At 64.8% G+C, this 19287-nt stretch carries 19 protein-coding genes; 13 read left to right on the top strand and 6 right to left on the bottom strand.

Translation table 11 applies throughout. The features are described from left to right. Positions 1-17 precede the first annotated feature (17 nt). The gene (locus AB7245_RS31245; RefSeq protein WP_439035322.1) at positions 18-1541 is read right to left on the bottom strand and encodes an AAA family ATPase; all 1524 of its coding nucleotides are present in this window, start codon (positions 1539-1541) and stop codon (positions 18-20) included. A 183-nt stretch (positions 1542-1724) separates the two neighbouring features. Here AB7245_RS31245 and AB7245_RS31240 point away from each other — a divergent pair, with 183 nt between their 5' ends. Both AB7245_RS31240 and AB7245_RS31235 read left to right on the top strand, forming a co-directional pair. Continuing rightward, on the top strand, positions 1725-2564 hold the full coding sequence (locus AB7245_RS31240; RefSeq protein WP_439035321.1) for a universal stress protein: 840 nt from the start codon (positions 1725-1727) through the stop codon (positions 2562-2564). Between the two features lie 68 nt (positions 2565-2632). Then, positions 2633-5326 carry a bifunctional acetate--CoA ligase family protein/GNAT family N-acetyltransferase gene (locus AB7245_RS31235; RefSeq protein WP_439035320.1) on the top strand — a complete coding sequence of 898 codons (2694 nt, stop codon included), beginning with the start codon at positions 2633-2635 and terminating at the stop codon, positions 5324-5326. A 9-nt stretch (positions 5327-5335) separates the two neighbouring features. Here the strand turns inward: AB7245_RS31235 and AB7245_RS31230 are convergent, their stop codons facing one another. Beyond that, a complete protein-coding gene (locus tag AB7245_RS31230; RefSeq protein ID WP_439035319.1) occupies positions 5336-5818 on the bottom strand; it encodes a phage holin family protein in 483 nt (160 codons plus the stop codon). Then, positions 5819-6094, bottom strand: coding sequence for a hypothetical protein (locus tag AB7245_RS31225; protein WP_354134238.1), 276 nt, complete (start codon positions 6092-6094; stop codon positions 5819-5821). Between the two features lie 176 nt (positions 6095-6270). On the opposite strand from AB7245_RS31225, the gene AB7245_RS31220 reads away from it, so the two are divergent. The 6 genes from AB7245_RS31220 (at position 6271) to AB7245_RS31195 (ending at position 11343) form a co-directional block, all read left to right on the top strand. Beyond that, positions 6271-7407: an ABC transporter permease gene (locus AB7245_RS31220; protein WP_135215101.1), complete on the top strand. Its 1137-nt coding sequence runs from the start codon at positions 6271-6273 to the stop codon at positions 7405-7407. A 2-nt stretch (positions 7408-7409) separates the two neighbouring features. Further along, on the top strand, positions 7410-8177 hold the full coding sequence (locus AB7245_RS31215) for an ABC transporter ATP-binding protein (protein ID WP_167768084.1): 768 nt from the start codon (positions 7410-7412) through the stop codon (positions 8175-8177). A 3-nt stretch (positions 8178-8180) separates the two neighbouring features. After that, positions 8181-9284: an ABC-type transport auxiliary lipoprotein family protein gene (locus AB7245_RS31210; RefSeq protein WP_439035318.1), complete on the top strand. Its 1104-nt coding sequence runs from the start codon at positions 8181-8183 to the stop codon at positions 9282-9284. Positions 9285-9411: 127 nt separating this feature from the next. Next, the gene (locus AB7245_RS31205) at positions 9412-10125 is read left to right on the top strand and encodes a helix-turn-helix domain-containing protein (RefSeq protein WP_354134236.1); all 714 of its coding nucleotides are present in this window, start codon (positions 9412-9414) and stop codon (positions 10123-10125) included. A gap of 83 nt (positions 10126-10208) precedes the next feature. Further along, positions 10209-10334, top strand: a complete 126-nt coding sequence (locus AB7245_RS31200; RefSeq protein ID WP_256376474.1) for a hypothetical protein — start codon at positions 10209-10211, stop codon at positions 10332-10334. A gap of 280 nt (positions 10335-10614) precedes the next feature. Continuing rightward, positions 10615-11343 (top strand): Crp/Fnr family transcriptional regulator, encoded by a 729-nt coding sequence (locus tag AB7245_RS31195; RefSeq protein WP_028149678.1) that lies wholly within the window; start codon positions 10615-10617, stop codon positions 11341-11343. A gap of 4 nt (positions 11344-11347) precedes the next feature. On the opposite strand, the gene AB7245_RS31190 is transcribed toward AB7245_RS31195, so the two are convergent. Further along, complete coding sequence (locus tag AB7245_RS31190) at positions 11348-12130, bottom strand: cyclase family protein (protein WP_028149679.1); 783 nt, start codon at positions 12128-12130, stop codon at positions 11348-11350. A 429-nt stretch (positions 12131-12559) separates the two neighbouring features. Here AB7245_RS31190 and AB7245_RS31185 point away from each other — a divergent pair, with 429 nt between their 5' ends. The 5 genes from AB7245_RS31185 (at position 12560) to AB7245_RS31165 (ending at position 16448) form a co-directional block, all read left to right on the top strand. Continuing rightward, positions 12560-12718 carry a hypothetical protein gene (locus tag AB7245_RS31185; RefSeq protein WP_439035317.1) on the top strand — a complete coding sequence of 53 codons (159 nt, stop codon included), beginning with the start codon at positions 12560-12562 and terminating at the stop codon, positions 12716-12718. A gap of 22 nt (positions 12719-12740) precedes the next feature. After that, positions 12741-13712 (top strand): TRAP transporter substrate-binding protein, encoded by a 972-nt coding sequence (locus tag AB7245_RS31180; RefSeq protein ID WP_439035316.1) that lies wholly within the window; start codon positions 12741-12743, stop codon positions 13710-13712. A 75-nt stretch (positions 13713-13787) separates the two neighbouring features. Then, positions 13788-14336 carry a TRAP transporter small permease gene (locus AB7245_RS31175; protein ID WP_014493779.1) on the top strand — a complete coding sequence of 183 codons (549 nt, stop codon included), beginning with the start codon at positions 13788-13790 and terminating at the stop codon, positions 14334-14336. Further along, positions 14327-15619, top strand: coding sequence for a TRAP transporter large permease (locus tag AB7245_RS31170; RefSeq protein WP_014493780.1), 1293 nt, complete (start codon positions 14327-14329; stop codon positions 15617-15619). Before AB7245_RS31175 ends, AB7245_RS31170 begins: the two co-directional genes overlap by 10 nt. Before the next feature lie 22 nt (positions 15620-15641). Further along, complete coding sequence (locus AB7245_RS31165; protein ID WP_247303232.1) at positions 15642-16448, top strand: SDR family NAD(P)-dependent oxidoreductase; 807 nt, start codon at positions 15642-15644, stop codon at positions 16446-16448. A gap of 15 nt (positions 16449-16463) precedes the next feature. Here AB7245_RS31165 and AB7245_RS31160 read toward each other — a convergent pair whose 3' ends face one another. Both AB7245_RS31160 and AB7245_RS31155 read right to left on the bottom strand, forming a co-directional pair. After that, positions 16464-17162, bottom strand: a complete 699-nt coding sequence (locus AB7245_RS31160; RefSeq protein WP_439035315.1) for a molybdate ABC transporter substrate-binding protein — start codon at positions 17160-17162, stop codon at positions 16464-16466. Then, entirely contained in the window at positions 17159-19285 is a 2127-nt protein-coding gene (locus AB7245_RS31155; RefSeq protein ID WP_439035769.1) for a molybdopterin cofactor-binding domain-containing protein, read from the bottom strand. The genes AB7245_RS31160 and AB7245_RS31155 overlap by 4 nt, the downstream gene beginning before the upstream one ends. Positions 19286-19287 lie beyond the last annotated feature (2 nt).

The raw sequence follows: 19287 nt of genomic DNA, 5'->3' as shown, positions 1-19287 counted from the left end.
GCGCCAATCGGATTGCCTTATTTGCCCTCAGCGATTACGTCCCGGCAGTTCTGGAGCGTCTGCGCTTGTGTCCCGGATGCATCGATGGTCGCCCAACCGACATGGCCGATACTATAGTGCTCTTGCTGCGCGGCAACCTCTTGCGTGGCGTCGGAAGCGTCGCCCCGGCGGCCGCCGATTCGCGCCTGGCGGGTGGCGAGGTCGGCGACGAGGAATAGTCCATTGAGCGGTGCGCCGCACTCGCGTGCCAGGGCGGCCATCTCGTTTCGCTCGGACTCGCGCGCAAAGACGGCGTCGACGATGGCCGAATGGCCTTGCGCCAGAACCTGCCGGGCGCGCTGCATCAGCACCTCGTAGACGCGCGCCGTCACGTCAGGCCGGTACGTGGACGGCGGTAGCCGTTCGGTGTGTCCCACCTGAAACAGCTGCTTGCGAATGACGTCGCTGCGCAGCACGACGGCGCCGGGCTGTGGCGCCACGGCGGGCGCCAGCGCGCGGGCGAGCACGGATTTGCCGGTGCCCGATAGTCCGCCAACCGCGATCAGGCGAGGGGCGGGGGGATGAATCAGAGCCTGGGCGCGCTCGAAATAGCGGCGCGCCTCGTCGAGAGTGCCGGGGCCGTCGGCATCAGGCCGCCTCAGCCGCGCCAGCGCCACCTGCGCACGGATCGCCGCGCGCATGGACATGAACAGTGGCAGCGCAGCCAGGGCGTCGAGCGTTTCGCCGGGCGCCGTCATCAGATAATGGTTCAGGACGGCATTGGCCGTGGCCGACTGGTCGTGGCGCAGCAGGTCCATCAGCGTGAACGCAAGATCATAGAGCATGTCCACGGTCGCCATCTGCGCGTCGAATTCGATCGCGTCGAACAGGACAGGCTGCCGGTCGATCAGCACGATATTGGCAAGATGCAAGTCACCGTGACAGCGGCGCACGAAACCGTGGCGCGCGCGTTGTTCCAGTGTAGCGCGGACGCGCAGGAATGCCTGATGTGAGGCTTCGCAGAGTTGCTCGATCTGGGCGGCTTCGAAATGATCGCCATTGCGCAGCCCGGTGCTGTTGCCATCGATCAGAGCAGGAATGGAGGCAATCCACGCGGCGCCATCCGCGACGGGCGCTCTCGCATGCGATGCTGCGATCGCATCCGCGATGGCCGGGGCGAGCGCTGCATCCAGCGGGCCGGCATTTGCCACATGGTCCAGCGTCCGGTTTTCGTCGAAGCGGGACATGTCGACTGCATACTCGACCGGCCGGCCGCGACCGTCGATCTCGATCGATCCATCCGGCTCCTCCGTGATCGCCACGACGCGGTGATAGATTTGCGGCGCGAGCGGCCGGTTGATCCTGATCTCCTCTTCGCAGGCCGCCTCGCGCTTTTCGAGCGTCGAATAGTCGAGGAATGGAAACTTGACAGCCCGCTTGATCTTCAGGGCGCGCGTTCCGTCGAGAAACACCGACGCTGCGTGGGTGTCGATCCGCTTTACGCCAGGACGCGCGTTTAGAGCTTCGAAGACCCGTTCCTGGATTGCAGAATCGTCTGTCATCTCAGCAGGCATTTCCAGATGCGTCAGCGGTGAGGCAGCAGGCTAATCCTTAGAGGCGGATCGGGGCCAGTCCTTGACACCGGTCAAAGCCTGTCGTCGGCTGGCTGCGCGGTGTTCCCGCCTTGAGGAGGATCAAGCTTCCCGGCGAAAGGTGGCTTATCCTGACCGGTAAGGAGAAACCCGATGCCCATCAAGGATGTCTTTCTGCCGCTTGTCGGCCAGCCGCGCGGGCCGGCCCTCGCTGCGATCGCGACATGCGTGGCTGTCGCCGCCGACCTCGGCGCCAGGATCACCGCGCTCGCGCTCGAGGAAGATGTTTTCGTGCGGCCGACGGTAATCAGCCCTGGCGATCTGGATTCCGCGGAGGCGAGCGGTTCGCGTGAGGTAAGCGACGTGCAGCAACTCCTCAACGCCTTCACCAATGCAGCCTCCCGCGCCAACATTCGCGCCCAAAGCCGATCGGGTAAGGTGCCGGCGGACCAGATCGCGTCGATCCTGGCCGAGCATGCGCGCTTCAGCGATCTGATGCTGGTCCCCGTGAGGCCGCATGACAGCCGAACGGAGCGCATCATCGAAACGCTCCTGTTCGAATCCGGCCGGCCGCTGCTGCTCTGCCCGGAACAGCATGTGGACGAGCTGCGACCGGAGTTCGAGAACGTCATGATCGCCTGGGATCACTCCGCCCGTGCCGCGCGGGCCGTTGGCGACGCGCTGCCCATTCTTCAGGCTGCGGCATCCGTCCGGGTGGTTACGGTGGCGGACGACAAGACCGATGCCATCGTGCAATCCGGAACCGCGCTCGTCGACCATCTGAGGGAACACGGGGTCTACGCCTCGTTCGAAACCGCGAAGGGCGGCGGCAGCTCGATCGGCAAGGTGCTCGGAAGCTGGGCGAATTCCCATGCCATGGACGCGATCGTGATGGGGGCCTACCATCATTCACGCCTGAACGAGATCGTCTGGGGTGGTGTGACAAAGACTGTCATTGGCCAGCCGCCGTGCTGGGTTATGATCTCGCACTAGGCGCATCGCCAGTTTATCGGCCGATCGTCAACCATCGGAATCGCCACCGACCGGGCGCATATGCTTTCATGTCAACCTATCGCTTGAAGAATCTGCTGTCGCCGCGTTCGGTTGCGCTCGTCGGCGCGAGCGCCCGCCCGGTCTCGGTCGGACGCGCCGTTCTCGAGAACATTCACAAAGCCGAGTTCAAGGGTCGGTTCGGCCTCGTCAATCCGCGCCATGCCGAGATCGGCGGCATCGCTGCGGTGGGCAGTCTGGACAGGCTGGACTTCGTGCCCGAGCTCGTGGTCATCACCGCGCCGGCGCGAGAGGTCCCTGGCATCATTGATCAGGCCGGACGTCGGGGCTCGGCCGGCGCGCTGATCGTCTCGGCGGGCCTCGGTCATGGACCGGGATCCCTGCACGAGGCCGCGATCGCTGCGGCACGCAAATACGGCATGCGGCTGATTGGGCCGAACTGCCTCGGCATCATGATGCCCGGCGTCAGCCTCAATGCCAGCTTTGCCGCACACATGCCGGGGGCGGGCAACCTCGCGCTGATCTCGCAGTCCGGCGCGATCGCGGCCGGAATGGTGGATTGGGCTGCGCAGCGCGGCGTCGGGTTCTCCGGCATTGTCACGATCGGCGATCAGATCGATGTCGATATTGCCGACCTGCTCGACCATTTCGCGATGGATCACAAGACCCGCGCGATCCTGCTTTATATCGAAGCCATCAAGGACGCGCGCAAGTTCATGTCGGCGGCACGGGCCGCGGCGCGCGTGAAGCCGGTCGTCGTGGTCAAGTCCGGCCGCATGGCGCAGGGTGCCAAAGCCGCGGCAACCCATACGGGCGCGCTCGCCGGCGCCGACGCCGTCTATGATGCCGCGTTCCGCCGTGCGGGCGTCCTGCGAGTCTCCGATCTGCGCGAGCTGTTCGATTGCGCCGAGACGCTCGGTCGCGTCGAGCCGCCGGCGGGAAAGCGTCTCGCTATCCTCACCAATGGCGGCGGCATCGGTGTCCTGGCCGTGGATCGGCTGGTGGACCTTGGTGGAATCCCGGCGTCCATCTCGGCCGCGACGCGCAAGAGCCTCGATGCGGTGCTGCCGCCGACCTGGTCCGGTGCGAATCCCGTCGACATCGTCGGTGATGCCGATGCATCGCGCTACGCGGCGGCGCTGGAGGTGCTGCTCGCGGACCCTGATAATGATGCCGTCCTCGTCCTCAACGTGCAGACCGCGATCGCCCCGGCGGCCGACATCGCCGCGACCGTGACCGAGCTCGTCGGCAAATATCGCGAGCAGCAGCGCCGATGGGCGAAGCCCGTGCTGGCGGCTTGGGTCGGAGCCGATCAGAACATCATTCAGGCGCTCTCCGGCGCGGGCATTCCGAATTATCCGACCGAAGATGATGCGGTGCGCGGCTTCATGCATCTCGTGAGGCATCGCGAGGTCGTAGAGGAGCTGAGCCAGGTCCCTCCCGCGATGCCCGACACGTTCGTGCCTGACGCCCGGGCTGCCAGGCAGATCGTCGCCGCTGCGATCGCGGACGGCCGCAAATGGCTCGATCCCGTCGAGATCAAGCACCTGCTCGGAGCCTATGATATCGCGATGGTACCGACTCGTGCGGCGACCGATGTCGAGCAGGCCGTCGCCTACGCCAGCGAGATGTTCGTGCAGGGCGTCACGGTCGTGCTGAAGATCATGTCGCGCGACATTGTCCACAAATCGGACGTCGGCGGCGTCGTCCTCAATCTGACCACGCCGGAGGCCGTGCGCGCGGCTGCCACCGACATTCTCGCGCGGGCGAGGAAGCTCCGTCCCGAAGCCCGCATCGAGGGCGTCATCGTGCAGGCGATGGTCGTCAAGGCGAAGGCGCGTGAGCTGATCCTGGGTCTTGCCGACGATCCCACCTTTGGCACCGTCGTCGTCTTCGGCCGGGGCGGGACGGCGGTCGAGATCATCAACGACAAGGCACTGGCGCTTCCGCCGCTTGATCTGCAGCTCGCCCGCGACCTGATCGGCCGCACGCGCGTATCACGGCTGCTGCAGGCCTATCGCGACGTACCCGCGGTCGAGCAGGACGCCGTCGCGATGGTGTTGGTCAAGCTCGCCCAGATGGCCGCTGACATTCCCGAGATCCGTGAATTCGACATCAACCCACTGCTTGCGGACGAGACCGGCGTGACTGCGGTCGACGCCCGCGTCGCGGTGGGGCCGCCGCAGCGCAAATTCGCCGGCTCCGGCCCGGCCAACTTCGCCGTCCGGGCCTATCCGTCGCAGTGGGAGCGCCGCCTGGCGCTCAAGGACGACTGGCGCATCTTCGTACGGCCCTTGCGTCCCGAGGACGAGCCGACCATCCACGAATTCCTGCGTCACGTCACGGCGCACGACCTCCGCCTGCGCTTCTTCGCGCCGATGAAGGAGTTCACCCACGAGTTCATCGCGCGCCTGACCCAGCTCGACTATGCGCGCGCAATGGCCTTCATCGCATTCGACGAAGCGACCGGCGAGATGGTCGGCGTGGTCCGGCTCCATTCGGACTCGGTCTATGAGAGCGGCGAATATGCGATCCTGCTGCGGTCGGACCTCAAGGGCAGGGGGCTCGGATGGGCGTTGATGCAGTTGATCATCGACTATGCGAGGTCGGAGGGGCTGAAGACCATCTCGGGTGATGTTCTCAGGGAGAACACCACAATGCTTGAGATGTGCCGCCAGCTCGGCTTCGACGTGAAGCCGGATTCGACCGAGCCCGACCTCTGTGACGTCAGGCTCAAGCTCTGAGCGTTCCGATCACGAGTGCGCTTCGCGCGATGCGGCGGATTCCGTGGCCGTTTTCCGCAGACTCTTGACGATGATCGCGATCAGCGGCACCAGCACCGGCACAATCGTGCTGAGCGGATGATGGACCGCGCCTGACACCTGGGCTTGGAGCGCCCGCGCCTCGAGCTGCAAGGCTTCGATAGATGCGCCGTGAATTTCATTGGCGAGCTCGATGTCGCGGCCGGATGGAGGACGGCCGGCAACGATGAGGAGAATCGCCGCGATGGCGAAATTGACGGTGCCGAGGATGGCGGCCGCCGCAATTGCGCTCCAGATCTGGACCAGGGCGAAATAGGCCGACAGCTCCAGCATCAGGAGCCCGAATGTCGCGATCAGCGCCGCGAAGGCCCGCAGGCCGAGACCGATCAACAGATGGCGCAGCCTGATGTCCGCGATGATCCTGTCGGTGCGCCACAGTGCACGCAGATGTTTGACGACATTTTCCGTGTTCACCTAGTGACTCCTCAGCATGACGCCGACGACCACGCCGAGCGCGAAAGCCGAGGCCAGCGACGTGACCGGGCGTTCCGCAATGAGGCGCTGAAGCTGCTCCTGCTCGTCGCTGACGGTTTCTCCGAGCTCGGCAAGCGCAGCCTTGATCTGATCGGCCAGAGCCTCGGTCCGGTCTTTCGAGCTGTCGAACATCTCTTCGCCTGCGGTGCTCAGCAGACGCGTGACGTCAACCTTCAGCGCTCGCAGTTCTTCGCTCATCCTGTCGCTGTTGAACATGGATTTGAGAACTCCCTTGAATGGAAGAGACCCTAAGGCCCGGCGGCGCGGCCGCGCTTGATTTGCGTCAAGGGACGGCGCGCGGTCCTGGTGTTGAGACAGGTCAACCCGGCCGCCATATGCTGGCCTAGAAGTGGCGGCTGAATGGGGGCCAATTGTCCCGATGAGGTGGATGCGTGAACTCCGAACCGCTGTTGCTGGCAACGCCCTCCGGCGATGCGCTGAAATTGCGCCCGGAAGGGCCGTGGACGGCAGCCAACGTCTCGGCGCTCGAGACGCTGTCCCGTTCGGTCGGGGCCGATGTCGATCGATCCAGCGCCGTGACGCTGGACATGTCCGGCGTCAGTGCGCTCGACACGCTCGGCGCCTGGGTGTTGGAGAAGCTGTCGCGACGGGCCGCATCATCCGGCAGATCGGCCGAATTCGTCGGCGTCGCCGATCATTTCAGCGGCCTGATGGACGAGGTGCGCCAGGTCAACCGCCACACCCCGGCGGTTGCGGCCGCGCCAAACCCGGTCCTGCTCAGGCTCGGCGATCTCGGCAAATCCACGGTTGGCGCGCGCGAAGACGTCACGATTTTTCTTCAAATGCTCGGTGCATTGTTCATCGCCGTGATCGGCGTGCTGCGCCGGCCACGCTCGCTGCGGCTGACATCGCTTGTCTATCAGCTCTACCGGATCGGCTGGCAGGCCATTCCGATTGTCGTTCTCATTACCTTCCTGATCGGTGCCATCATCGCCCAGCAGGGGTTCTTTCATTTCCGTAGGTTCGGTGCGGAGTCCTACACTGTCGACATGGTCGGAATCCTGGTGCTGCGCGAGCTGGGTGTGCTGATCGTCGCCATCATGGTCGCCGGCCGGTCGGGGAGCGCGTACACCGCCGAGCTCGGCTCGATGAAGATGCGCGAGGAGATCGACGCGCTCTCGACCATGGGCCTCGATCCCGTCCATGTCCTGATACTGCCGCGAGTAGCAGCCCTCGTCATCGCGCTGCCGATCCTCGCGTTCATTGGGGCAGTTGCGGCGCTTTATGGCGGAGGGCTGGTCGCGCAATTCTACGGCGGCATGGCGCCGGCGATCTATATCGCGCGGCTGCATGAGGCCATCTCCGTCACCCATTTCGAGGTCGGCATCCTGAAGGCGCCCTTCATGGCTCTGGTGATCGGGATCGTCGCCTGCAGCGAAGGATTGCGCGTGAAGGGCAGCGCCGAGTCGCTGGGGCGGCAAACCACGACGTCAGTGGTGAAGTCGATCTTCCTGGTGATCGTTCTCGACGGCCTCTTCGCGATCTTCTTTGCCTCGATCGGAATGTGACGATGGAGCAGTCGCAAGAGGAGTTCGCGATCCGCGTCCGCGACCTCGTGGTCGGCTTTGGCCGCCAGACCGTGCTCGATCATCTCTCGCTCGACGTCCGCCGGGGCGAAATCCTAGGGCTCGTCGGTGCGTCCGGCGGCGGCAAGTCGGTGTTGATGCGCACCATCATCGGCCTGATCCCACGCCAGGCCGGCACCATCGACGTGATGGGACAGCCCGTCGGCGGTCGCAAGGAGGGCGCAGCCACGACATGGGGCATCCTTTTCCAGCAGGGTGCGCTGTTCTCCTCGCTGACGGTCCGGCAGAACGTCCAGTTTCCGTTGCGCGAAAATCTGGTGTTGTCGCAAGAGCTGATGGACGAGATCGCGATCGCCAAGCTCGAGATGGTCGGGCTGCGGGCGCAGGACGCCGACAAATATCCGTCCGAGCTCTCGGGCGGCATGACCAAACGCGTGGCGCTGGCCCGCGCACTCGCGCTCGATCCGCCGATCCTGTTCCTGGACGAGCCGACCTCCGGTCTCGACCCGATCGCCGCCGGCGATTTTGACGCGCTGATCGGGACGCTGCAGAAGACCCTCGGCCTCACCGTGTTCATGGTCACCCATGATCTTGCGAGCCTCACCACAGTCTGCGACCGCGTCGCCGCGCTCGCCGACGGCAAGATCGTGGCGATCGGCCCGATGCACGAATTGCTGCAATCCGAGCATCCCTGGGTGCGCGCCTATTTCCACGGCAAGCGCTCGCAGATGCTGCAACACCAGATGAGGTGAGACATGGAAACCCGCGCTCCCTACGTGCTGATCGGCAGCTTCGTGCTGGCCGCTATCCTCGCGGTGTTCGGCTTCGTCTATTGGCTGAACAACACGGGCGGCATCGGGCCGCGCGCAAACTATCATGTGCAATTCCAGGGGCCGGTGCCGGGCCTGCTGGTCGGTGCCGGTGTGCTGTTCAACGGCATCCGGGTCGGCGAGGTGACGCAGATCGGCCTCGCGCCGGATAATCCGCGCTTTGTCAATGCGACGATCTCGGTTGCCTCGACGACACCCGTGCGTACCGACACGAAGGTCGGGCTGGATTTCCAGGGGCTGACCGGCGTGCCGGTGGTGACGCTGGAGGGCGGCATGATCGTTGCCAAGGCCGGCGAGCCCGTGACCCTGATCGCCGAAGCCGGTGCAGGCCAGAGCATGACGCAGGCTGCGCGCGATGCGCTGCGACGGGTCGACACCGTGCTGGAGGACAATTCCGGTCCGCTGAAGGACACCATCGCGAACCTCAAGACATTCTCCGACGGGCTCGCGCGCAACACCGGCAAAATCGACGGTATTCTGGCAGGCCTCGAAAAGATGACCGGCGGCGGGACGCCGGCGCAGAAGATCACCTACGACCTGCGCACGCCGCAGAATTTTGGGCCGGCCGGCAAGACGCTTTCGGCGTCACTGGCGATTCCCGAGCCGACCGCGGTCGCGATGCTCCAGACCCAGCGGATGTTGTTTGCACCCAGCGGGGATAATCCGGGCTTTGCGGAATTCCTCTGGGCCGACAGCATTCCAAAACTGGTGCAGGCGCGGCTGATCGACAGTTTTGAGAATTACGACATCGTTCACGCGCCGTTGCGCACGAGCGATCTCGGCCAGGCGGACTACCAGCTCCTGATCGACATCAGGCGCTTCCGGATCGCCACGGAAGGCGAGGCTCGGGTCGAGATCGGACTGTCGGCACGCATCGTCGACAAGAACGGCAAGGTGGTGGCGTCGCGCCTCGTCGAGACCAGCGAGACGCTTGACAAGGTCGAGCCGGCCGCAGCGGTCGCAGCGTTCGACACAGCTTTCGCCCGCATTGCAAAGGAGCTGATCGGCTGGACGGTGCAGGCGGTCTAGCAACAGCACAAGACGGCCATGCCCGCCAAAATTGATCTGGGTCAATCGGCTTTGGCGCAGTGCAGTAAAATGCAGCCCGCGCGGTGGGCTCGGCCTGATGCGGGGCAGCCGGTGCTTGGAGCGGTAGATGAAGGCTTCCGTGGTGACGATCGAGCCGAACGGGCATTTCTGCAGCGATTGTGCGGTCCGCGACTTCGCGGTGTGTTCGTCGCTGGACCCGGCCGAGCTCAGGGAATTCGAGCATCTGGGACGCCGCGTCCTCTTTGAGGGGGGCGAGACCGTCTTCTCCGAGGAGGACACCACGACCTCGTTCTACAATCTCCTCGACGGCGTCATGCGGCTCTACAAGCTGTTGCCCGACGGTCGGCGGCAGATCGTGGGATTTGCGTTACCAGGCGATTTCCTGGGGATGAATATTTCCGGCCGTCACAATTTTTCGGCCGATGCGATCGGTGGCGTCACACTGTGCCAGTTCGCAAAGGCGCCCTTCGGCCGCTTCGTCGAGAGCCGGCCGCATCTGCTCAGGCGGATCAACGAGCTGGCGATTCGCGAGTTGAGCCAGGCGCGCGACCACATGGTCCTGCTCGGCCGCCGATCGGCGGACGAGAAAGTTGCGACGTTTCTGCTCGCCTGGCGCGAGCGGCTATTCTCGCTGAAGGGGGCGTCGGACACGGTTCAGCTGCCGATGAGTCGTCAGGACATCGCCGATTATCTCGGCCTGACCATCGAAACCGTCAGTCGCACCTTCACCAAGCTGGAACGACATGGGGTGATCGAGATCGTTCAAGGCGGCATCAGCCTGCTCGATCCGGCGAAGGTCGAGGCCTTGGCTGCGGCCTGATCCGGCGCTCGCCAATTTTGATCCCAATCAATGACGGCGGTCGTGCGCCGCCAATAATGCCCAAAATAACAGGGGAGGGCATCATGCCGACTGACGCACTGCTGGTGACGATCGCTGTCGTGGTCGTTTTTGTCACATTCGCCGGGGCTTTGGCATGGGCAGACCGGCAAACCAGCGCAGGTCGGCCCGATTCGGAGGCCAAGCACTGACGGTCCTGAGATCACAATCGCGTTTTACCGTGCTTGCCGCGGAGGCTTCCACGGCCAGCTCGCGGCCGGCGGCAGCGCCTCAACGCAATGGTGCGCGCGATAGTGCAACTCTGCATCGACCGGGACACATTGGCTCATCCCCCGGATGCCGCTTTGGCGCCCGACCGCGGCATTTTCGCCGTATTTGGCTCAAACCGTGCACATGCTTTCCGGTTGAAAAGCCTGCTAACGTTGACTACGCAGGAACTCCAGTGCCTCGCAGTCTTAGGAGCCGAGCGGCGTGCCTCAGGACAAGACCGGCGACCCCCGACAAGCGGCGGGCAACAAATTATCGGTCCTGCGCAAGCACCCGATCTTCGCGGATCTGGAGCCAGATGCGCTCGATCAGCTCTGCCGCTACGCCAAGCACACCACGGTGAAGCGCGGTGCGACGATCGCCGCCAAGGGCGATCCCGGCAACAACCTGTTCGCCGTGATCACGGGAACAGTGAAGATTTCCTCTTCGTCGCCGGATGGAAGGAACGCTATTCTCAATCTGATCGGTCCTGGAGAAATCTTTGGCGAGATCGCGGTTCTCGACGGCGCGCCGCGCTCGGCCGACGCGACTGCCAACACCAATTGCGAACTCTACATCATCGACCGTCGCGACTTCCTGCCATTCGTGAAGAGCCAGCCGGCGCTGGCGATGAAATTCATCGAGTTGCTTTGCGCGCGCCTGCGCTGGACCAGCCAGCAGGTCGAGCAGGTAATCCTGCAAAATCTGCCGGGCCGGCTTGCGAGCGCGCTGCTCGGTCTCACCGAAGAGCGCAAGTTCGACTCCGGAAGCGGCACGCTCGCCATCACGCAGCAGGAGATCAGCGAGATGGTGGGGATGACGCGCGAGAGCATCAACAAGCAATTGCGCGCCTGGGCCGGCCGCAACTGGGTCCGTCTCGAGCACGGCGCCATCGTCGTGCTGGATACCGATGCGTTGCGCGACCTCGCCGCGAGCGGCCTCGACGGCGAGTGAGGCATCAGACCTGATTGTCGACGATGGCGACCGCTCGGGTCCACCCTGCGGACGCTCGCTCGATCTTTACCGGGAAGCATGAGACCGTGAATCCGGTCGACGGCAGCTTGTCGAGATTGTGCAGCTTCTCGAGATGGCAATAGCCGATGTGTCGTCCCGCCTTGTGACCTTCCCAGATCAGGCCGGCATCTTTTGTTTCGGCATATTTCTTCGCGGTGTAGACGAACGGCGCGTCCCAGCTCCAGCCGTCGGTGCCGGTCAGCCGCACGCCGCGTTCGAGCAGGTACATGGTGGCCTCATAGCCCATGCCGCAGCCGGAGTTGACGTAATCGGCCTGGCCGAATTTGGCGCCGGCGCTGGTGTTGACGACCACGATCTCCAGCGGCGACAGCGTGTGCCCGATCCGTTTCAGCTCCTTCTCGACATCGTCGGCAGTCACCACGTACCCATCGGGCAGGTGGCGGAAGTCGAGCTTCACGCCGGGCTGCAGGCACCATTCGAGCGGCACCTCGTCGATCGTCCATGACCGCTCGCCGCGATTCATGGTCGGGTGGAAGTGCCAGGGCGCGTCGAGATGCGTGCCGTTGTGGGTGGACAGCGAGACCTGCTCGACCGCCCAGCCCTGGCCATCTGGCAAATCCTCCGCCTTGAGGCCGTCGAAGAACTGCAGCATGCGGGGCAGGCCCTGCTGGTGATCAATATACTGGATCGTCGGGTGATTGCCCGGCGGATCGGCCGTCACGTCGTTTCTGAGCGGCACGGAAATATCGATCAGCTTCCGCGGCATGGGAATTTCCTCGCGATGTTCAGTTTCGGCGCATCTTGGGCGGGCTCTCCCTGTGGCGTCAAGTAACGCCCCGGTGCAGGCGATTTCGGAAAAACGGGGCCATTCGCCGGTCGCGCCCTCGAAGTGATGCATGACCGATCGATGCAACTCCAGCATTGATCGATGCCGGATTTGGCTTGGACTCAGAATGCCGCCCGCCCTAGGGACGACGTTGGCGACATCGCGCTGATCAGCGCGCATCGCACAAGGATGGGGCGACCGTCACGTCTGCACCTCCAAGCCGCAACCAATAGCGGTCGATTCTAAAACCAGAGGAACGTCCATGGATATGACGAGCATCGTCACCTCGCGTCCGGCATTGGCCGACGGCGAGGCGGGATTAAAGGGAAGCCGGCACCTGCCGTGCAAGTCGCCGCCGGGGAGGGCGCGATGAAGCTCGCACCTTCCCTCGCCGTGATCATCCACCAGTCAAATCCGCTCGACTCCGCCGCGCAATCCTACCAAGGTGGTGCGTTTGTGACGCTTGACTTTACACCTGAAGTGGAGCGACCCAAGGCGGCCTGCAGCATCGGCCCGACAACGACATAATTAACTCAGGAGGAAGCCCCAGATGAAGACACTCACCGGCATCATCGCAGCCGCCGTACTGGCGGTCTCAGCGCCGCTGGCGACCGCACGCGATTTCCGCTCGGCCGACATCCACCCCGTCGATTATCCGACCGTCGAAGCCGTCAAGTTCATGGGCAAGCAGCTCGCAGCCGCGAGCGGCGGCAAGCTCGGTGTGAAGGTGTTTCCCAACGGAGCTCTGGGCTCGGAGAAGGACACCATCGAGCAGCTGAAGATCGGCGCGCTCGACATGATGCGGATCAACGCATCGCCGCTGAACAACTTCGTGCCCGAGACCATCGCGTTGTGCCTGCCCTTCGTGTTCCGGGACACGCAGCACATGCGCGCGGTTCTCGATGGTCCGATCGGCGACGAAATCCTGGCGTCCATGGCGCCCGCGGGCCTGATCGGCCTTGCCTATTACGACAGCGGCGCCCGGTCCATTTACACCGTCAAGGCGCCGGTCAAATCGCTCGCCGACCTCAAGGGCCTGAAGATCCGCGTCCAGCAGTCCGACCTCTGGGTCGGCATGATCCAGAGCCTCGGCGCCAACCCGACACCGATGCCGTATGGCGAGGTCTATACCGCGCTCAAGACCGGCCTCGTGGACGCCGCCGAGAACAACTGGCCGTCCTACGAATCCTCGCGTCACTTCGAGGCCGCCAAGTTCTACAACGTCACCGAGCACTCGCTCGCGCCGGAAGTTCTCGTGATGTCCAAGACGGTCTGGGACACGTTGAGCAAGGAGGATCAGGCGATGATCCGCAAGGCGGCCAAGGAATCGGTGCCCGTCATGCGCAAGCTCTGGGACGAGCGTGAGCAGGCCTCGCGCAAGACCGTCGAGGCTGCCGGCGTTCAGGTCGTCACGATCGCCAACAAGGCGGAATTCGTCGACGCGATGAAGCCGGTGTACGACAAGTTCGCAGGTGACGAAAAGCTGAAGGGCCTCGTCAAGCGGATCCAGGACACGAAGTAGGGCCACAGCGTCGGGTCCGGCGTCGCCGCGAGGCGGCACCGGACCCTCGCGAAGGGGACGCGCAAGGAGACGCCGATGACAGACCCACATGTCGCAAGCCACGAGCAGGAGGTAACCGGCCGACCGTCGACCGGCTTGCTGTCGCGGATCAATGCCGTCGTTGCTCGCCTCGGCATGTATCTGTCCGTGACCGGCCTGCTCGTCATCGTCACCATCGTGTTCTACCAGGTGTTCGGACGTTACGTGCTCAATTCCAGCCCGACCTGGACGGAGAACCTTGCGCTGGTCCTGATCCTGTATGTCACGCTGATCGGCGCCGCCGTCGGCGTTCGCGACGCCGGACACATCGGCATGGACAGTTTGCTGGTGATGCTTCCGGATCATCTGCGAGAGAAGATCGAGCTCGTGATCCACGTTCTGGTGGCCGTGTTCGGCATTGCGATGGCCTATAACGGCTGGATCCTCGGAGCGTCGGTCGGAACCGTGAAGATCCCCAATCTCGGGCTCCCCGAGGTCATCCGCTACGTCCCGCTGATCGCCTCCGGCGTCCTGATCGTCTCCTTTTCAATCGAGCACATCATTGCGCTCCTGCGCGGCGAAGAGGTCGTCCCCTCATGGAACTGATCATTCTCGGCGCGACCTTCTTCGGCTTCCTGATCCTCGGCGTACCCGTCGCCTTCGCGATCGGCCTCTCGGCGATTTGCACCATCCTCTACGAAGGCCTGCCGGTCGCCGTCATCTTTCAGCAGATGATGTCGGGGATGAACATCTTCTCCTTCCTGGCCATCCCGTTCTTCGTCTTCAGCGGTGAGCTGATGCTGCATGGCGGGGTCGCCGACAAGATCGTGCAGCTTGCCAAGAATCTCGTCGGACACATCCGCGGCGGGCTCGGCATGTCGAACGTGGTCGCCTGCACGCTGTTCGGCGGCGTCTCCGGCTCGCCCGTGGCCGACGTGTCGGCGATGGGCGCGGTGATGATCCCGATGATGAAGAAGGAAGGGTTCGATACCGACTACGCCGTCAACGTCACCACCCATGCCTCTCTGGTGGGCGCGCTCATGCCGACCAGCCACAACATGATCATCTATGCGCTCGCCGCGGGCGGCAAGGTCTCGATCGGCGCGCTGATCGCGGCCGGCCTCCTGCCGGCGCTCGTGCTGATGGTGTGCATGCTGGTTGCCGCCTACGCGGTCGCGGTGAAGCGCGGCTATCCGGCCGGCAAGTTCCCGGGCTGGGCCGAGGTTTTCCGCTCGTTCGCGGCCGCGCTGCCCGGCCTGCTGATCGTCGGCATCATCCTGGCGGGCATCCTGTCCGGCGTCTTCACGGCAACTGAATCCGCAGCCGTCGCGGTCACCTACACGATCCTGCTGACGTTCTTCATCTACCGCACGATGACCTTGCCGAACTTCCTGCGGGCTGCCGCCAAGGCCGTGAAGACGACAGGCGTGGTGCTGCTGCTGATCGGCGTCTCCACCATGTTCCAGTATCTGATGGGGCTCTACGAGGTCGCCGACTTCGCCGGTGACCTCATGAGCAAGGTATCGTCGCAACCCTGGGTCATCTTCCTGCTCATCAACGTCATCCTGTTCGTGCTCGGCACCTTCATGGACATGGCGGCGACCATCCTGATCTGCACCCCGATCTTCCTGCCGATCGCGATGAAGGCCGGTATGGACCCAGTGCAGTTCGGCATGCTGATGCTGATCAACTGCGCGCTGGGGCTGAACACCCCGCCGGTCGGAACGACGCAATTCGTCGGCTGCGCTATCGGCGGCATCTCGGTTGGCGCGGTGATGCGCACCATCCTGCCGTTCTATGCCGCCCTGATCGCAGCTCTGATGTTCGTGACCTACGTCCCCGCGTTCTCGCTGTGGCTGCCCCGCCTGCTGATGGGCTACAAGGGATAGCAGCAACAGGGAGAATCCGTTCGTGACTGACTATCGCAAGCTCTTCGATCTCACCGGCAAGACCGCCGTGGTGCTCGGCGCCGCCTCGGGCATCGGCAAATCGTCGGCCGAGGCGCTGGCCGGGCTCGGCGCCCGCGTCGTTTGCGCAGATCGTGCGCTTGACGCCGCCGAGGCGACGGCAGCCGGAATTCGCGATAAGGGCGGCTGGGCGGAAGCAGCCAGCTGCGACGCCGCGAGCGCTGCTGACGTCAATGCGCTCGCCAAGATCGTGATGCAGAAATTCTCGCGGCTCGACATCGCCGTGACGACGCCCGGGCTCAACATCCGCAAGACCATCCTCGACTACACCGAGGAGGATCTCGACCGCGTCCTCAACCTCAACATCAAGGGCACCGTCTGGTTCTTCCAGGCCTTCGGCCGCATCATGGTCGAGCAGAAAGGCGGCAGCATCATCGCCTGCTCCTCGGTGCGCGCGGTGACCATCGAGCCCGGTCTTGGCGTCTATGGCTCGACCAAGGCGGCGATCGGCCTGCTGGTGAAGGGTTTTGCTTCAGAGGTCGGCCACGCTGGCGTCCGCGTCAACGCGATCGCGCCGAGCATTGCGGAGACCGCGCTGACCGGCCCGTTCAAGCAGCGGCCCGACATCTACAATCTCTACGCCGGCCACACCGTGTTCAACCGCTGGAGCAGCGCCGACGAGGTCGCGACCGCCGTGGCCTACCTCGCTTCGGATGCCGCGAGCTATGTCAGCGGCAGCACGCTGTTCGTCGACGGCGGCTGGACCGCGGTCGACGGGCCGCCGACCGGTCTCACCCAGCTGCACAAATAAGGCGGCCGTCGGCACCTAGCCGGTAAAGCCCATGCTCCGGCGCAGCTCCTTCCGGTCTGCGCCGGTCAGCAGTGCGATCAGCGCGGCCGCCTCCTTCGGGTGTGCGGCCCGCGCCGTGACGCCGGCCGTGTACATCGTCACCAGTTCGCAGCCCGGCGGCAGCGACCCTGATAGCGCGATGCCGTCGGTCGCGATGATCTCGGTCGCCTGCGTGCATCCGATTGGCCGTGCGGCGGTGGACGACGCAAGCTCCCGCATCGCGGTCGCTCCGTTCGGAAAGATCTTGAGACGCGATGCGACCTCATAGGCGATGCCGAGCTGATCCAGCACTTTTGCGACATGCTGTCCCGCGGTCGAGTCTTTGGTGTCTGGAACGTAGATGGCATCCGCGGATCGCAGCACCTCGCGGAGATCGGCTTCAGTCTTCACCGTGACTTTCGGATCGCGGTTGCGGACCGCCAGCGCGGTCTCGACCCGGCCGATATCTGCGATCGAGGAGGGGACGACGAGCTTCTCCGCGGCGAGCTTCGCAAGGAGCGCCTGCGTCAGGATCACGAGATCCGCCGGGGTGCTGGCGCGCAGCTTGTCGGCCATGATGCCGACCGCGCCGAACTCGCCGTCGATACTGAGGCCGGTCTGCACCTTGAAGGGCTCGCTGAGGCCGCGCACCAGGCCTTGCGCCGCGCCGCCGCTCAAAATGGTCACTGTCGTCACGATGCAAGCTCCATGGCTGCGATGATCCTGTCGCGCGTGATCGGCAGGTCGCGTACGCGCACGCCGAGGCAATCGTAGACCGCATTGGCGATCGCCGCCGTCACGGGACCGTGCGCGGCCTCGCCGGCGCCGACCGGCTCGATCTCCGGCCGCTGGATGATTTCGACATCCACCGCCGGCACCTCGCTGAAGGTCAGGATCGGATAGTCCGTCCAGGATGTCGACGTGATGTGCGTGCGATCGAAGCGCACGCGCTCCCTCAGCACCCAGCTCGTGGCCTGGATCGCACCGCCCTCGATCTGGTTGATGACGCCGTCCGGATTGATGGCCTCGCCGACGTCGACCGCAAGCGTCAACCGCCGGACGCGAATGTCGTCGGTGCCTTCGATCTCGGCGATCGCGGCGCAATAGGCGCCCGTGTTCTTGTAGCGAGCGAAGCCGACGCCGTGGCCGATGCCAGACTGTTTTTGCGGTTTCCACTGCGCGCGCCGTGCCGCGGCGCGAATGACGTCGCTGGCGCGCTCGTCGCGGAGATGACGCAGGCGGAACGCGATCGGGTCCTCGCCGCGCAGGACCGCGATCTCGTCGAGTATGGATTCGATCGCGAACACATTGCCTTGCCCGCCCAGGGTCCGCAGCGCCGACGTGCGCACCGGCATCGTCAGCAGCCGGTGGCTCGTGATGGTCCAGGCCGGAAGGTCGTAGAGTGGAACGGAGTTGCGGTCGCCGCCCCCGCCATTGGCGGCCGGTGGATTCGTCGAGATCATGCGCGGGTAGGGGTTCGCGATCTCGGTCGCCGCAAGCAGCGCCGGCTGTGCCGCGCGTCCCGGCCGGGCGGCGTGACCGTTGCTCCAGATCGCATGGCGCCAGCCGACGATCTCGCTGTTCGCATCGAGGTCGGCCTCGATCTCGATGGCCATCGCTGCGCCAAACGGCGCATGAGACATCTCGTCATGGCGCGACCACTGCACCCGCACCGGGCGGCCGCCGGCGGCTTTCGCCAGCCACACGGCATCGAGCGCGACGTCGTCGGCCGCATTGTGCCCGTAGCAGCCGGCCCCCTCCATATGCTCGACGACGATGTTCTCGGCCGGCAGCTCGAGCACGATCGCAAGATCGGCGCGCAGCAGATAGACGCCCTGGCTGTGTGTCCAGACATGGACACGCTCGCCGTCCCATTGCGCCATGGCGCAGGACGGCGCGATCGAGGCGTGTGCGATGTAGGGACGGGTGTATTGCCGGCGGAGGGTGCGCGCAGCTTTCTTCGTCGTTGACGCTGCTCTGGTGTCGATGACGGTGGTTTCGACCGGCTGGCTCTTCAGAAAGCTCGCGAGATCGTCTTCGTCGGGCAACGGCTCGCCGGCCGACCAGGTTGCGCCCTTGCGCAAGGCTTTCAGTGCGGCTTCCGCCGAAGCCTCGCTATCGGCAACCACGCCGGCAAAGCCGCCGTCGCGGACGATCGCGACGAGGCCGGGAACGACGCGCGCCGCCGTCTCGTCGAGCGCGATCAGCCTGGCACCCGAGATGTCAGGCCGCAGCACGCGGCCGTGCACCAGGTCCGGCAATGCACAATCGTGAATGAAGCGCGGTCGCGCAAACACCTTGTCGGGAATGTCGACCCGCTGGACCGAATGTCCGGCGACATCGCGTGTGGCAGCGGGCTTCGCGACGGCGCCCGCAGTGGCGTCGCGGTCGAGCGAGACGTCGCCAGCCAGCTCCCAATAGCTGGTCCTGACGTTGCCGGGACCCGAGATCGTGCCGTCATCGACATCGAGCAGCGCCGCATCGACGCCGAGACGCTCCGATGCGGCTGCGAGGAAGCGCTGGCGCACCTCGGCGCAGACGTGTCGCAGCGCGCGGCCGGACTGCTGGACCGAAAGACTGCCCGAGGTGACACCCTCGTTCGGGCTGGCCGCCGTCGAGGCGCGGATCAGCTCGATCCTGCCGATATCGACGTCGAGCTCGTCTGCGGCGATCTGCGCCAGCGCCGTGACGATGCCCTGGCCGATCTCGACCTTGCCGGGCGAGATTGCGACACCGCCTTCGCCGCTAAACCGCACCCAGGACGACAGCTTTGGATTGGCCGCGAGGCTAACCGGCAGTTTCGGGACGGGGGAGGGCATAC

It is taken from the genome of Bradyrhizobium sp. 604_D8_N2_3, from assembly GCF_051810765.1.
GTDB lineage: Bacteria > Pseudomonadota > Alphaproteobacteria > Rhizobiales > Xanthobacteraceae > Bradyrhizobium > Bradyrhizobium barranii.
Note: the sequence above shows the minus strand (reverse complement) of the source record. Positions and strands in the feature narration are given on the sequence as shown.